12 protein-coding genes and 1 pseudogene are annotated in these 13,401 nt (G+C 71.0%); 11 read left to right on the top strand and 2 right to left on the bottom strand.

Features of this window, described 5'->3' with window-relative positions:
* Positions 1 to 277 precede the first annotated feature (277 nt).
* On the top strand, positions 278 to 616 hold the full coding sequence (locus tag ACZ5VQ_RS12885) for a MerR family transcriptional regulator (RefSeq protein ID WP_055618087.1): 339 nt from the start codon (positions 278 to 280) through the stop codon (positions 614 to 616).
* Here the strand turns inward: ACZ5VQ_RS12885 and ACZ5VQ_RS12880 are convergent.
* Positions 564 to 950 (bottom strand): annotated as a pseudogene (locus tag ACZ5VQ_RS12880) (hypothetical protein); the annotation flags it as partial. The gene ACZ5VQ_RS12885 and the pseudogene ACZ5VQ_RS12880 overlap by 53 nt on opposite strands.
* A 361-nt stretch (positions 951 to 1,311) precedes the next feature.
* Between ACZ5VQ_RS12880 and ACZ5VQ_RS12875 the strand changes: the two are divergent.
* Complete coding sequence (locus ACZ5VQ_RS12875) at positions 1,312 to 2,703, top strand: S41 family peptidase (protein ID WP_469104899.1); 1,392 nt, start codon at positions 1,312 to 1,314, stop codon at positions 2,701 to 2,703.
* A 78-nt stretch (positions 2,704 to 2,781) separates the two neighbouring features.
* On the opposite strand, the gene ACZ5VQ_RS12870 is transcribed toward ACZ5VQ_RS12875, so the two are convergent.
* On the bottom strand, positions 2,782 to 4,197 hold the full coding sequence (locus ACZ5VQ_RS12870) for an MFS transporter (protein WP_469104898.1): 1,416 nt from the start codon (positions 4,195 to 4,197) through the stop codon (positions 2,782 to 2,784).
* Between the two features lie 526 nt (positions 4,198 to 4,723).
* Between ACZ5VQ_RS12870 and ACZ5VQ_RS12865 the strand changes: the two genes are divergently transcribed.
* The 9 genes from ACZ5VQ_RS12865 to ACZ5VQ_RS12825 all read left to right on the top strand — a co-directional run bounded on the left by ACZ5VQ_RS12865 (position 4,724) and on the right by ACZ5VQ_RS12825 (position 13,399).
* Positions 4,724 to 5,545, top strand: a complete 822-nt coding sequence (locus ACZ5VQ_RS12865; RefSeq protein WP_469104897.1) for a 2-amino-3,7-dideoxy-D-threo-hept-6-ulosonate synthase — start codon at positions 4,724 to 4,726, stop codon at positions 5,543 to 5,545.
* A complete protein-coding gene (locus tag ACZ5VQ_RS12860) occupies positions 5,542 to 6,837 on the top strand; it encodes a 3-dehydroquinate synthase II family protein (protein WP_469104896.1) in 1,296 nt (431 codons plus the stop codon). Before ACZ5VQ_RS12865 ends, ACZ5VQ_RS12860 begins: the two co-directional genes overlap by 4 nt.
* A gap of 77 nt (positions 6,838 to 6,914) precedes the next feature.
* Positions 6,915 to 8,279 carry a class I adenylate-forming enzyme family protein gene (locus ACZ5VQ_RS12855; RefSeq protein WP_469105022.1) on the top strand — a complete coding sequence of 455 codons (1,365 nt, stop codon included), beginning with the start codon at positions 6,915 to 6,917 and terminating at the stop codon, positions 8,277 to 8,279.
* Between the two features lie 105 nt (positions 8,280 to 8,384).
* Positions 8,385 to 8,660, top strand: a complete 276-nt coding sequence (locus ACZ5VQ_RS12850; protein ID WP_234048347.1) for an acyl carrier protein — start codon at positions 8,385 to 8,387, stop codon at positions 8,658 to 8,660.
* Positions 8,657 to 8,986 carry an acyl carrier protein gene (locus ACZ5VQ_RS12845; protein WP_469104895.1) on the top strand — a complete coding sequence of 110 codons (330 nt, stop codon included), beginning with the start codon at positions 8,657 to 8,659 and terminating at the stop codon, positions 8,984 to 8,986. Before ACZ5VQ_RS12850 ends, ACZ5VQ_RS12845 begins: the two co-directional genes overlap by 4 nt.
* Positions 8,976 to 10,256 carry a beta-ketoacyl-[acyl-carrier-protein] synthase family protein gene (locus ACZ5VQ_RS12840; protein ID WP_469104894.1) on the top strand — a complete coding sequence of 427 codons (1,281 nt, stop codon included), beginning with the start codon at positions 8,976 to 8,978 and terminating at the stop codon, positions 10,254 to 10,256. The genes ACZ5VQ_RS12845 and ACZ5VQ_RS12840 overlap by 11 nt, the downstream gene beginning before the upstream one ends.
* Positions 10,253 to 11,149, top strand: coding sequence for a hypothetical protein (locus ACZ5VQ_RS12835; protein WP_469104893.1), 897 nt, complete (start codon positions 10,253 to 10,255; stop codon positions 11,147 to 11,149). The genes ACZ5VQ_RS12840 and ACZ5VQ_RS12835 overlap by 4 nt, the downstream gene beginning before the upstream one ends.
* Positions 11,136 to 12,842: a class I adenylate-forming enzyme family protein gene (locus ACZ5VQ_RS12830; RefSeq protein WP_469104892.1), complete on the top strand. Its 1,707-nt coding sequence runs from the start codon at positions 11,136 to 11,138 to the stop codon at positions 12,840 to 12,842. Before ACZ5VQ_RS12835 ends, ACZ5VQ_RS12830 begins: the two co-directional genes overlap by 14 nt.
* Positions 12,839 to 13,399, top strand: a complete 561-nt coding sequence (locus tag ACZ5VQ_RS12825) for a hypothetical protein (RefSeq protein WP_469104891.1) — start codon at positions 12,839 to 12,841, stop codon at positions 13,397 to 13,399. Before ACZ5VQ_RS12830 ends, ACZ5VQ_RS12825 begins: the two co-directional genes overlap by 4 nt.
* Positions 13,400 to 13,401: the final 2 nt, after the last annotated feature.

The raw sequence follows: 13,401 nt of genomic DNA, 5'->3' as shown, positions 1-13,401 counted from the left end.
AGGTTTCTCTCATAGACAAGGTCGAGAGAGAAGGAGCAGACGCCATCAGGATCGCCCGGCCAGGACATCGTCCGGCCGGGTGACGCAAGACCCCGGATTGGAAGGTGGTCCACGGTCACGCATTCGCGATCCCCGCACACCCGCCCGCCTCCAGGGCCGGACTGCGGAAACAGAAGGTCGGCGCAGCAGTAGCGCCGACAGATGGTGTTCAATTTCCTTCGGGGCCCTGGTGCCGTTCGGCGCCGGGGCCCCTCGACGCGTTGGTCAACGAGGTGACATGACAGCAGATACTCCGCTCAGCGGTCGTCTGGACGACGACGACTACCCCGCGTACACGATGGGCCGGGCAGCCGAGATGCTCGGCACCACCCCGGGTTTCCTCCGGGCCATCGGCGAGGCACGGCTGATCACTCCGCTCCGCTCCGAAGGCGGACACCGGCGGTACTCCCGCTACCAGCTACGGATCGCCGCGCGCGCCCGCGAACTCGTCGACCAGGGAACCCCTGTCGAGGCCGCCTGCCGCATCGTCATCCTTGAGGACCAGCTGGAGGAGGCGCAGCGCATCAACGCCGAGTACCGCCGCGCCGCGAACGAGACGCCCGAGACTCCCGCCTGACGCGTCGGAGATGGTCACGCGTCGGGGTGCGCGGTGATCGCGGGGTTCTCCCGGAGGCCGGCGCTCGGAGGATGCGGGTCAGGTCGGCCGGGGCCGCCGCGAGACGCACGGGGGTGCCCGCCTCGTCGAGTTCGGCGATGTGCCACCCGCCGGGGACGGTGTCGCCGTCGCCGCCCCGGACACGCCGCACCTCCTTGACGGCAAGCCGCTCCACCGGGACCGGCTGCACCACGAACCTGCCCGGGCCGGCGTGGGGCGTCACCGCCAGCGGCCCGCCGCCGAGGACGACATCAGTGCCGAAGCCGTACGGGTTGTAGTCGGTGTGCTCCAGAAACGGGCCGCCAGAAACACGCCGCCCTCCGCGGTCCCCTTCGCGGCGGACCTCATCGCGGCGGACCCTCGGTCGCTCCCGTAAATCCTCCCGTCGGGACACGTCTTCCGAAGGGGCGGCAGATCACTTCCCGCACATCGGTCATGCCCGGCACCCTGTCACCGCCCGCCGTGTGCTGGGGCCAGCCCCACCGCCGGTCCGCAGGCCAGCCCCATCGTGCGGTCCGGGCCCCGCCGACATCCTGGGAACAGCAGAGCGGCGGGACTCAAGGACGAGGCGGGGCGGGGCGGCCGTGTGCGCTGTCCCCGCGCCTCCGTCGTGGCCGCGCAGCGTCGATTCGTACGAACCGGGGGTAGAACCGACCATGCACTCACGCATCCTGACCGTCACACTCGCGGCTTCCGCCGTGCTCACCCTGACCGGTGTCGCCACGCCCGCGAGCGCCACCGCCGGGAGGGCCGCACCGTCGCTGGAGGGTGTCTGGCAGATGGACGGCTACGGCACGGCGGTCGCCGTGAGCGGCCGCCGTCTGACGACGTACGACACCACCGCCGTCAGCTGTCTGCCGGGCACCATGAAGGGCGAGCAACAGGGGCACGCGGCTCCGGACGGCAGTCGCCGCTTCCCCGTGTACGGCGGGGCGGTCGACGTCACCGTCACGCCGCGGGGCGACAACACCGCTCGGCTGCGGATCGCCTCCAGCGCGGGGACCCGTACGCTGCACCGGATCGCCGCGCTCCCCGACCGGTGCGCGAAGAAGCCCGCCGCCGATCCGCGTGCGGTCTTCGACGTCTTCTGGCGGACCTACGCCGAGAACTACCCGTTCTTCGCCGCCAAGCACATCGACTGGCAGGCCGTCCGCGACCGCTACCGGCCCCGCGTGGACAAGGACACGACCGACGACGAACTCTTCGCCGTCCTGCGGGAGATGATCGAGCCCCTGCACGACGCGCACACCTCGCTGTCGGACGGGAAGGACCGGGAGTTCGGAGGCCTGCGCCCCGACACACCGCCGCACGGCACCGAGGACCTCGCCCGGATCGACACGGCGGTGGCGAAGGCGGTCGGAGTGCCGCTGCGGCAGTACGCGGGCGGAGCACTGTCGTTCGCCCGCCTCCCGGAGGGCCCCGGCTATCTGCGCATCACCCGTTTCGTGGGCTACACCGACGAGGAGTCGTACGCGAAGTGGGAGGCGGAACTGGACGCGGCCCTGGACAGGATTCCGTGGAAGAAGCTGCCCGGGCTGATCCTGGACGTGCGGCTGAACGGCGGCGGAGCCGACCCGCTGGCGCTGCGCGTCGTCTCCCGGCTGACGGACCGTCCGTACACCGCGTACACCAAGTACGCCCGCAACGACCCCCGGGACCCGACCCGGTTCACGCCCGGGCAGCCGATCACGGTACGGCCGCACCACGGGCCCCGCTTCGCCGGACCGGTCGCGGTCCTCACCGGCCCGCTGGCGGTCAGCGCGGCCGAGACCTTCACCCAGGCGCTGATGGCCCGCAGCCCGGAGCCCGTGCGGATCGGGCAGAACACCCAGGGCGTCTTCTCCGACACCATGGACCGCACCCTGCCGAACGGCTGGAGCTTCGCGCTGCCCAACGAGGAGTTCCGTACGGCCGACGGCACCACCTTCGACGGGCCCGGAATCCCACCGCACCACCGCACCCCGGTCTTCACCGAGGAGGAGTTCGAGCAGGGCCGCGACAGCGCACTGACGAAGGCACGGGAGCTGCTGCGCCGCCGGGACGGGTGAACATGCCGGACTTGTGAGCGTGCCGGACCGGTGAGCCGTCCTGGATCTCACCGGTCCGTTCCCGTGATCGGAGCCCCGTCAGATGTCGAACTCCTGGTCGCGGGTCTCCGGGAGTGCCAGCAGGCACAGGAGGCTCAGCAGGCAGAGGGTGCCGGTGTAGAAGCCGAGGACCAGCGGTGACTCCCAGTGGCTGTTCAGCCAGGTGGCGACGAGTGGGGCGAAGCCGCCGCCGAGGGTGTTGGCGAGGATGAAGGCCGCGGAGGCGCCGGTGTAGCGCAGCCGGGCGGGGAACAGCTCCGGGAGGAAGGCCGCCACCGGGGAGAACATCAGCGCCAGGAATATCAGGCCGACCGTGTAGGCGCCGGTGATCACCAGCCCGTCGCGCGAACTCAGCGAGGCGTACATGGGCACCGCCCACACCACGCAGCCGACGGCTCCGGTCAGCATCACCGGGCGCCGGCCGATCCGGTCGGACAGCCTGGCGACCGGGAGGGTGATGGCGATTCCGGCCGCCGCGCCCACGCTCGCCGCCGTCAGCATCGTGTTCTGGGGGATGCCGAGTTCCTTCGGCCCGTACGAGATGCTGTAGACGATCGTCAGGTAGTAGACGGCCGAGCCGCCGATCGCCGCACCCGTGCCGAGCAGCACCCGGCCGGGGTACCGCTTGAGCAGCGTGACCAGCGGGAAGCGGGATGCCGTCGGGGGTGTGAGCGCGGGTGCGGGTTGCGTCGGGGGTGTGCGGTTCGCCGTCGCGTCGAACACCGGCGACTCGGAGACCGTCGTACGTACCCACAGGCCGACCACGACGAGGACGGTGCTGAGCAGGAACGGGATCCGCCAGGCCCAGTCGACGAAGCCGTCCCGGCCCACGATGTTCAGGGTGGGCAGGATGACCGCCGTGGACAGCAGGAAGCCGAGCGAGGGGCCGGCCTGCGGGATGGACGCGTACAGCGCGCGGCGGCCGGGCGGTGCGTGTTCCGCGGCGAGCAGCACCGCCCCGCCCCACTCACCGCCCATGCTGACGCCCTGCAGCAGACGGAGCGTCACCAGCAGTACGGGGGCGAGGAGTCCGGCGGTCTCGTACGTGGGCAGCAGCCCTACGCCGACCGTGGCCACGCCCATCAGCAGGAGCGAGGCGACCAGGGCCCTTCGGCGGCCCAGCCGGTCACCGATCGTGCCGAACAGGACGACGCCCAGGGGGCGGGAGAGGAAGGCCGCGGCGAACGTGAGGAACGCGGCCAGGGAGGAGACGGTGGCGTTGCCCGAGGGGAAGAAGGCGGGGCCGAGGACGAGTGCGCTCGCGGTGCCGTACACCGCGAAGTCGTAGTACTCGATCGTGGTGCCGACCAGGCTGGCGACGGCGACCCGTGGGGCCTCGGTCTTCCCGGCGGACGTCTCGGTGGTCTTCGCCGTCGGCGGTGGGGACGCGGCCGGTCTTGGGCCGGCGGTCTCGGGAACAGCCTCGGGAGCGGTCTTGGACGGTAAATCAGGCATGGGGAAGTCACTTCCGGTACGCCCGGTCCGTACGGTCCGGGTGCAGATGGGGGGACGGCCTCGCATGTAACACGTTCCGGAGCGCGCCTGACACCCTAGGCCCGGAAATTCAATTTCGACAAGGAAGCCCGAAAGAAAAGCTGCCCGCGGGAATTGCCTGGCATTTACACGTGACATCGGTAGGAAAGCGTCCGATGCGGCCATGCGCGGGGGCAGACCTCCTCAATGCGCATAGAGCGCATCACACCCGCCACCTCGGCATTTGCCGCCCAACACCCCACGAACAGCACCCTCCCGCGGCGTCAACCCCGCCATACCTGTCAAATCACTGTCAATATTCATTCCCGAACGCGCATAAAAATTTTCCGGTGATCACGCCTTGCCAACGGTCGATTACGCGTGAATGCTGATGCCGACTGAACTTGAAAGTTCTACGACCATCGTTTTTCGGACATGGAGACCGCAACAGGATGTCGCGGTTCGGCTTTCTTAAATGCGGCCTCCGGGCTGGGAAGGCGCATTACCCATGCTGAAAACTGGCAAGCTATTACGCTTGAGAAGACTTTCGCTCGCGGGTGACGACCGGCACCTGCTCGTACCGCTCGACCACAGCGTCTCGGACGGCCCGATCGTCCCCGCCGACAAGTGGGACGACCTGCTGCGCGCACTGGTGACAGGCGGGGCCGACGGGATCATCGTCCACAAGGGGCGTGCCCGCGCCTTCGCCCCGGACGTCCTCAGGAGCTGCGCCCTGGTGGTGCACCTGAGCGCCAGCACCGCCCGCTCCGCCGACGTCCACGCCAAGGTGCTGGTCGCCGATGTCGAGGAGGCGCTGCGGCTCGGCGCGGACGCGGTCAGCGTCCACGTGAACATCGGCTCGGACACCGAGTCCCAGCAGCTCGCCGACCTGGGGGCGGTGGCCCGTTCCTGCGACGCGTGGGGCATGCCGCTGATCGCGATGGTCTACCCCCGCGGCCCCCGCATCGAGGACCCGCGCGACCCCGCCCTCCTCGCCCATCTGGCCAACGTCGCCGCCGACCTGGGCGCGGACATGGTGAAGACCTCCGTCGCCCTGCCGATCGACCGGATGGCGGAGGTGGTGGCCAACAGCCCCATTCCGGTGCTCGCGGCCGGCGGTCCGCCGGACGGCTCCGACCTGGTCGAGTACGGGGCCGCCGTGATGGCCACCGGCTGCCAGGGACTTGCCATCGGCCGCCGGATCTTCTCGTCCCCCTCGCCCGCCGCGCTGGTGTCCCGGCTCTCCGCGGTCGTGCACGGCGGCGGCACCACCCTCTCGAATGACATGGGCATGTCTAACTACTCGACGATCGTGGCAGGAGTCGCATGAGGTTCGCATGGATCGATCTCCGTGAGGTCCCCCGTCCGCAGCTCCAGGCAGTGGTGGACGCCGCCGTCCACAGCCGGATGGCCGGAGTCGTGGCCACCGACGCCGAGTTGCTCGGGACGCTGCCGCCGACGGTCACACGGGTGCTGATGACCGGGGCGCCGGGCACGGCCGCCGCGAAGAAGCCCGGGGACAGGCCCGGAGCCAAGCCCGGCGACAAGGAGGTGAAGGGCGCCGGAGGCGCGAAGGACGCCAACCTCCCCTCCGGGAAGAGCAGTTCCCCGGCCGGCACCGGAACCGCCACCGGAACCGCCACGGGAACCGCCGCCGGAATCGACCTCCTGCTGCGGAAGTTCGGCACCCAGGAGGAGCTGGACGCCCTCGCCGCGGACAACCGTGCCGCCGGTGGCGCGGGCGGCACCGGCAGAACCGGCGACACCGGTGGCACGCCCGCCGCCGGGTTCGTCGACGTACGGGACGACCGCACCCTGACGCTGTCCTGCGCGGGCGCCATGGCGTTGCCGTACACCGTCATCCACTTCGCCGACCCGACCAAGATCCCGCTGGAGATCGTGCTCGCCGCGGCCGAGTCCGCCGAGGGCAAGCTGGTGACCGTCGTCGACGGCCTGGAGGAGGCGGCCATCGTCTTCGACGTCCTCGAACGCGGCTCGGACGGCATCCTGTTCACGCCCCGCAGCGCCGACGAAGTGTTCGCGCTGGCACGGCTGTTGGAGGCCACGACACCCCAACTGGAGCTGTCCACACTGACCGTGGAGAGCATCCGGCACGTGGGGCTCGGCGACCGGGTCTGCGTGGACACCTGCTCGCACTTCGAGGAGGACGAGGGCATCCTCGTCGGCTCGTACTCCTCCGGGTTCGTGCTCTGCTGCAGCGAGACCCACCCGCTGCCGTACATGCCGACCAGGCCGTTCCGGGTCAACGCCGGTGCCCTGCACTCGTACACGCTCGGGCCCGACAACCGCACCAGCTACCTCAGCGAGGTGGGCTCCGGCAGCGTCCTGCTGGGGGTCGGCGCCGACGGCCGCACCCGGCGGGTCGTGGTCGGCCGCGCCAAGCTGGAGTCCCGGCCGCTCCTGGAGATCCGTACCCAGGCCGAGGACGGCCGACTGGTCAGTCTGACCGTGCAGGACGACTGGCACGTACGGGTGCTCGGACCGGGCGGGAAGGTCCTCAACGTCACCGAACTGCGGACCGGCGACGAACTGCTCGGCTATCTGGCCACGGACAAGCGCCATGTGGGCCTGCCCATCGGCGAGTTCTGCAAGGAGGTCTGATGGGCGGCGGCCTGAGAGACCCACTGAGGGACCCGCTGAGAGACGGCCTGTCCGATGGCCCAGTGGACGTCGACGGGATGGGTTCCCTCGTCCGGCGGCTGTTCGACGCGCGGGACGACGCTCTGCCGTATCTGACACATCAACAGGAGACGGTCACCCGGGGCGAGTTACGGGAACGGGTGGCCGAGCAGGCCGCCGTGTTCGCCGGATTCGGCATCGGTCCGGGCAGCACCGTCGGTCTGCGGACTCCGCCCAGCTTCACCCAGGTCGAGGTGCTGCTCGCGCTGTGGCGGCTGGGCGCCCAGGTGATGCTCTTCGACTTCCGGCTCAAACCGGCCGAGGTGGCCGCGCTCTGCGCGTCCTGCCGGCCACAGTTCATGGTCCGGGCGGGCTCCAACGTCCAGGCGACGTTCGGCTTCCGGCCCGAGTACGAGGTCGTCACCGAGTGCCGCGGAACGGGCCGGCCGGCCGACACCGGGCACCGGCTGGTCCAGTTCAGCTCCGGCTCCACCGGGCGGCCCAAGGTGATCGGCAGGACCGCCGCGTCGCTCGCCGCCGAGGTGGACCGCTTCGCCGGGATCACCGGGATGCCGGGCGAGGGCGACCGGGTACTGCTGCTCAGTTCGACGGCGCACAGTTTCGGCCTCGTCGCCGGGCTGCTGCACTCCCTGGCGGCCGGTGTCTCCGTCGTCTTCGCGCCCCGCGTCTCGGCCCGCGACCTCCTGCGGACCGCGGTGGACCACCGGGTCACCGCCCTGTTCGGGGTGCCGATGCACTACGAACTGCTCGCCGCCGCCGTCGATCCACCCGAACTGCCCGACCTGCGGGTCGCGGTGTCGGGCGGCGAACTGATGCCGCCGGACGTCGCCGCCCGGTTCGCCGAGCGCTACGGGGTGCCGGTCGGCGAGTCCTACGGCACCACCGAGAGCGGTGTGGTCGCCATGGACGTCGGCGGCACGCTGCGGCCGTCGGTCGGCCCGGCCGCACCGGGCGTGGTCGTACGGGTGCGGCGGGGCGAACTGGACGTCGCCCTCGACGAGTCGCCGTACCTCTTCGACTCCGGCGGTACGCAGTACGCGGACGGCTGGCTGCGCACGCGGGACCGGGCCTCGGTGGACGGCACCGGGGCGGTGCGGGTGCACGGCCGTGCCGACTCCCTTGTCGTGATCGGCGGCCTCAAGGTGGATCTCACCGAGGTCGAGAACGTGCTGCGGGGGCATCCTGCGGTTGAGCAGGCGGTCGTGGTTCACGGGGACGTGACCGAGGCGTATGTCGTGACGGGTTCTGTGGCTTCCTCCGAGGAGTTGCTGCGGTGGTGCCGGGAGCGGCTCGCCGACTACAAGTTGCCGCGGGTGGTCCGGCTGTTGGACGCGTTGCCTCGTACGTCCAACGGAAAGTTGGTGCGCCAGCCCGCGTTGCTGCGTGAACGCGCCGTCGGGTGAGGCGGGTGTGAGCGGTCGTTTGCCGGCTGACGGCCCCGTTGTGGCTTGTTGCGCAGTTCCCCGCGCCCCTTTGGGGCGCTCTACCCCTCACTGGAGATTCTGATCATGAGTACGTCTGTCCTGGAAGACGAGATCCGTGAGTTCGTTCTGGGCACCGTCATCGACGAGATGAACATCCTGATGAGCCGTGACGGCATCACGGACGAAAGTCCGGTGACCGTCGGCGGGCTGGATCTGGACTCGTTGAGTCTGATCGAGCTCACGTTGCGGCTGGAGTCGCGGTTCGGTGTGGAGATACCGGACACCGACATCGAACCCCTGGCCTCCCTGACCCTCGGCTCCCTCGTCGCCGAGATCGTCCGACGCGGTGCGAAGGCATGAGCACGGGGGCCACGGCGAGCGACGCACGCGAGGGGGAGCCCGCGCTCTCCCCCCTCACCACCGACACCGTCCGCGAGCTGCTGGCGGACCGCAAGATCTTCCCCGGCGTGCCCGACGAACTCGGTGAGGACACCGAACTGATCCTGGACTCCCTTGGGTTGGTGTGGCTGCTGCACGTGGTGGAGGAGCGGTTCGGGTTGGTCGTGGAGCCCACCTACGAGGACATCGCCGGGTTCACCTCGCTGCGGCGGCTCACCGACTATCTGCGTGCCGCCCAGGCCGACCAGGCGGCCCGCCCTGAAGAGGGTGGTCGCCATGAGCGGTGAGGTGACCGTCACCGGGTTCGGTGTGCGGACCGCGTTCGGTACGGGGGCCGACGCCTTGCGGCGGGGGGTCTTCGCGGGGGTTCCTTCGTTCGCCGTCACGACCCGGTTCGATACCGGGCCTTACCGTACGGCGATGGCGGGGGCCGCGGGTGATGGGCCCGACGCGGTTGAGGGCTGGGCTCTCCGCCACTCTCTTGCCGAGTGCGGCGCCGAAGCCCTTGTCATGGCGGGGCTCGCCCCAGGTGCGGAAGCCGCCGTTCTGCTCGGTGTGGCCGGGGATCACACGAGCGTGACTCGGTATTGGCGGGGCGCCGGGTCGGATGCTGGCTGCGGGTCCGTTGTGGCTGGTCGCGCAGTTCCCCGCGCCCCTGAAAAGCAACCGGTGCGGGAGACCTCCACGGACGTGAAGCGAGTTGCCGACGCCGTGCCCGCCGCCGGCTCCGAGCGAGTTGCCGACGCCGTGCCCGCCCGGCTGACCGAACTCCTTGCCGGGGAACTCGGGTTGACCGGGCCTCGGCTCACGTTCACCAATGCCTGTGTCGCCTCCGCCGCCGCGATCATCCACGCCTGCCGGCTGATCTCCTCCGGGCGGATCGACGCGGCGGTCTGCGGAGGCGGATATCTGGTGGAGGAGGAGACCTTCGGGAAGTTCGACTCCGGGCGGGCGCTGTCGTCTGACGGAATGGTGCGGCCGTTCAGTGCCGACCGAAGTGGGCTGCTGCTCGGCGACGGTGTGGCGGTCGTCGTGCTGGAGTCCGCCGAGCACGCCCGGCGCCGCGGTGCCCGCCCGCTGGCGGGCGTGGTGGGCTGGGGCGCGGCCTCGGACGCCCACCACATCGCCCAGCCGCACCCGGAGGGTGTCGGACTCGCCCGCGCGGCCCGGCAGGCGATGCGGCTCGCCGGCGACCCGGGTGGAGCCGCCCTCGACTACGTCAACGCCCATGGCACCGGCACCAAGTACAACGACGGGGCCGAGACCCGCGGGCTGCGGGCCGCCTTCCCGGAGCGGGCCGAGTCGATACCGGTCAGCTCCACCAAGAGCACCACCGGCCACCTCCTGGAGGCGGCGGGCGTCGTGGAGTTCGTGATCACGATGCTGGCCCTGACGGACGGCGTACTGCCGCCGACCGCGGGGTTCACCCGGCCCGACCCGGAGTGCGACCTCGACTACGTGCCGAACGAGCCGCGCCGGGCCGACCCCCGCCGGGCCCTCACCGTCAACGCCGCCTTCGGAGGCGCCAACACCGCACTCGTCCTGGAGCGGCCGTGACCCTGACCAAGAAGACCGAGAACAGCCACAGAACCGTGCTGCGGTCGCCCCTCGGCATCCTCACCACCGCCACCGCCACCCACGGCACCGGGCGGGACGGCGACATCCCGCTGCCGAGGCTCCCCGGCTTCGTGGAGTCGGCCTTCAGCCCGCTCGCGTACGAGGCCGCCCGGCTGTGCCTCGCCGAACGGCCCGGGGACGGCTCGCGTACCGCGGTTGCGCTGGCGAGTACCTCCGGTGACACCACCACCGCGGATCTGGCCAGCCGGCGCATGGTCTCCGGGCGGGTCCACAACCCGCTGCTGTTCATGCAGGCCACCCCCAACTCCGTACTGGGCTGTCTGAGCCGGGAGTTCGGGATCACCGGGCAGATGTTCAGCCTCTCCACCCTCGACGACCCGGTGACCGAACTGCTCTCCATGGTGGATCTCCTCCTGGAGGACCCGGAGGTGGACCGGGTCCTGGTGGTGGGCGTGGAGCTGGGCGGCGGCGAGCGGCTGGCCACCGTGCACGAGGAACTGGCCGACGGTCACGGCCACCCGGCCCCGGCCCTTCCCGCGGACGCCGGGCTCGCGGCGGCGCTCCTGCTGGGCCGTCCCGGCACCGGAACAGCCGTCTCGGTCCGGTCGGCCGAGGCGTACGACAACGAAACCGACAGCCGCGGCGACCTGGGCGCCCACGGAACGGACGCGGCCCCGCGGCCCGGCGACATCCAGGGCCTGTTCGACCTGGCCGCCGCCCATCGGCGGCTGCTGCGGGAGGGCGGGAGTCGGCTCCTGGTGACCGACTCGCGCGCGCCCGCGTTCCTCCTCACCGCCGACACCGCTGACACCGCTGACACAGAGGCAACGACCGACGCAAGGAACGGGACGGAGACCCATGCTCATCAGTAGGCAGGAGCGGGCGCGGATCTGCTCCGACACCGAACTCGGCGCCGGCAACGTGCTGGAGCGCCTGACCGCGTACGGTCGGCCGCTCGACGAGGCCGTGCTGTGGACGGACGGCAGCTGGCGGGCACCGGACGGCAGCCGGCCCGAGGTGCTGACGCTCGGGCAGCTGAACGAGGCGGTCGAGACGTACGCGGGCTGGTACGCCGCCCGGGGTGTGCGGCCCCGCGACCCGGTCGCCGTCCACTCCTACTCCAGCGCCGAGTTCGCGGTGAACTTCCTGGCGCTGACGGCTCTCGGCGCCGTCCCGTCGTTCGTCAACGGCAATCTGCCCCCGGAGACCGCCCGGGAGTACGTACGACGGCAGGGCGCGGTCGGCGCCTTCACGGACCGCGAGCACCATGACGTGCTGTCGACGGAGGCTGCGGAGAGGTCGGAGGGGCTCGGCTTCCGCGTCACCGCCGCCGACATCCGCCCGGAGCACCGCGAGTCGCTCCCGTCCTCCTATCCGTACCGGCACGACCCCACCGATCCGGTGCTCATCTCGCACTCCTCCGGAACCACCGGGATGCCCAAGGGAGTTCCGCACACCCACCGGACGCTGATGTACGCGCAGGTGCACCGCCTCCGCTACGCCACCGGTACCGACATGGCACGCACGCTGGTGGGGCTGCCGGGCGCGCACAACGCCATGGTGGCGACGCTGCTGTACTGCCTGCTGCTGCGCACGGACATCAAACTGCTCTCCAGCCAGCGCGGCTCCCAAGTGCTCGACGCCATCGAGGAGTTCGGGCCCACCACCGTGCTGGCCTTCGCCGGTACCTTCGGCGAGATGGCCGCCGAGCCGCTCGCGGACCGTGATCTGTCGAGCGTGCAGGTGTGGTTCAACACCGGGGACGCGGCCCACGAGGCGCACATCCGGGCCCTCGTCCAGCACGGCAGCCACCGGACGATGGAGAAGGACCTGCGGCACGTACGGGTCGAGGGGTCCGTCTTCGTGGACGGGCTCGGCTCCTCGGAGGCCGGCTACTCCGTCTTCCACAACCGGCACACCAAGGACACCTCGGCCTACTCGCGCTGTGTCGGCAAGCCGATCAGCTTCGCCGAGGCCGCCGTGCTCGCCGAGGACGGCACCCCGCTGCCGCCCGGGCGGATCGGCCGCCTCGGCCTCAAGTCGCCCACCCTCACGCCCGGTTACTGGAACGACTCGCTGACCTGGAACCGGATGCGGCTGGGCGGCTACTGGCTCACCGGGGACCTCGCCCAGCAGGACGAGGAGGGCAACTTCTACCACCTCGACCGGGCACCGGACGCCGTCCGGACCCGCGACGGGATCCTCTTCAGCACCCGCACCGAGGAACTCCTGCTGCGGGAACTGCCGGAGCTGGCCGACTGCACGGTCGTCGGGGTCGCCCCCGAGGGCGTACGGGCCGACTGGGACGGCGACGGGGAGGCCGAGGCGTACGCGCTGCTCCAGCTCGCGGACGAGCAGAGCGCCGAGGGGGGCGGTGAGGGGGGCGGTGAGGGGAGCGACGAGGAGGCCTGGACCGAGCGGGTCAACGCTGTGCTCACGGCCGCCGGATTCCCCCCGGTGACCCGGGCCCTGCGGATGAAGCCCGACGACGTGGCCAAGGGCGCCACCGGCAAGGTCCTGAAACGCGTGATGCGCGACCGGTTCGCCGCCGGGGGGCGGGCGTGAGTGCCGACGAGGTCGGCCGGCGTGCGCAGACGGTGGAGGCGTACCGGCTGTGGTGGCAGCACGACGCCCACTGGTACCAGGGCGTGGCGAGCCGCTTCGGGCAGCAGGCCGCGAACGAGATCAACGCCGAGGCGCTGCGCAAGATCGCCCTGCACGTCGGACAGCGCGTCGCCCGCAGGTCGGGGCCGCTGCCCGACAGCGGTGACAACGGCAAGGACCTGGAGGAGCTGCGCCGCCGTTACGACGAGTGCGGCGACCGGATGTTCCCCCGGGAGCTGCGCAACGCCTCCACCGAGGTCGAGGACGAGGACGAGGGCCTGATCGTGCTCACGCTGCGGCGGAACTTCGCCATCACCATGGTCCGGATGGCCGGTTCGCTGGAGGGCTACCGGTGCCCGTGCACCGACATCCACGCGGGCTGGTCCGAGGGGCTCGGCGTGCCCCTGACGGAGAACCGGGCCGAGAGCTGTCTGCGCGACGGCGACAAGGCGTGCCGGCTGCTGATGCGGGTCACCACTCCTGTCGCTCCCGTCGCCTCCCCCGCCACGGAGGGCTGAGC

This window comes from Streptomyces sp. NPDC033178 (genome assembly GCF_055577685.1).
The sequence above is the reverse complement of the archived record's forward strand: the minus strand, read 5'-3'. Positions and strand labels throughout refer to the sequence as shown.

Excerpts from the sequence above, each read along its gene's own strand:
- ACZ5VQ_RS12830 (WP_469104892.1), top strand. The coding sequence starts at position 11,136 with ATGCTCATCAGTAGGCAGGAGCGGGCGCGGATCTGCTCCGACACCGAA.
- ACZ5VQ_RS12870 (WP_469104898.1), bottom strand. The coding sequence starts at position 4,197 with ATGCCTGATTTACCGTCCAAGACCGCTCCCGAGGCTGTTCCCGAGACC.
- ACZ5VQ_RS12840 (WP_469104894.1), top strand. The coding sequence starts at position 8,976 with ATGAGCGGTGAGGTGACCGTCACCGGGTTCGGTGTGCGGACCGCGTTC.
- ACZ5VQ_RS12850 (WP_234048347.1), top strand. The coding sequence starts at position 8,385 with ATGAGTACGTCTGTCCTGGAAGACGAGATCCGTGAGTTCGTTCTGGGC.
- ACZ5VQ_RS12860 (WP_469104896.1), top strand. The coding sequence starts at position 5,542 with ATGAGGTTCGCATGGATCGATCTCCGTGAGGTCCCCCGTCCGCAGCTC.
- ACZ5VQ_RS12875 (WP_469104899.1), top strand. The coding sequence starts at position 1,312 with ATGCACTCACGCATCCTGACCGTCACACTCGCGGCTTCCGCCGTGCTC.
- ACZ5VQ_RS12855 (WP_469105022.1), top strand. The coding sequence starts at position 6,915 with ATGGGTTCCCTCGTCCGGCGGCTGTTCGACGCGCGGGACGACGCTCTG.
- ACZ5VQ_RS12865 (WP_469104897.1), top strand. The coding sequence starts at position 4,724 with ATGCTGAAAACTGGCAAGCTATTACGCTTGAGAAGACTTTCGCTCGCG.
- ACZ5VQ_RS12885 (WP_055618087.1), top strand. The coding sequence starts at position 278 with ATGACAGCAGATACTCCGCTCAGCGGTCGTCTGGACGACGACGACTAC.
- ACZ5VQ_RS12845 (WP_469104895.1), top strand. The coding sequence starts at position 8,657 with ATGAGCACGGGGGCCACGGCGAGCGACGCACGCGAGGGGGAGCCCGCG.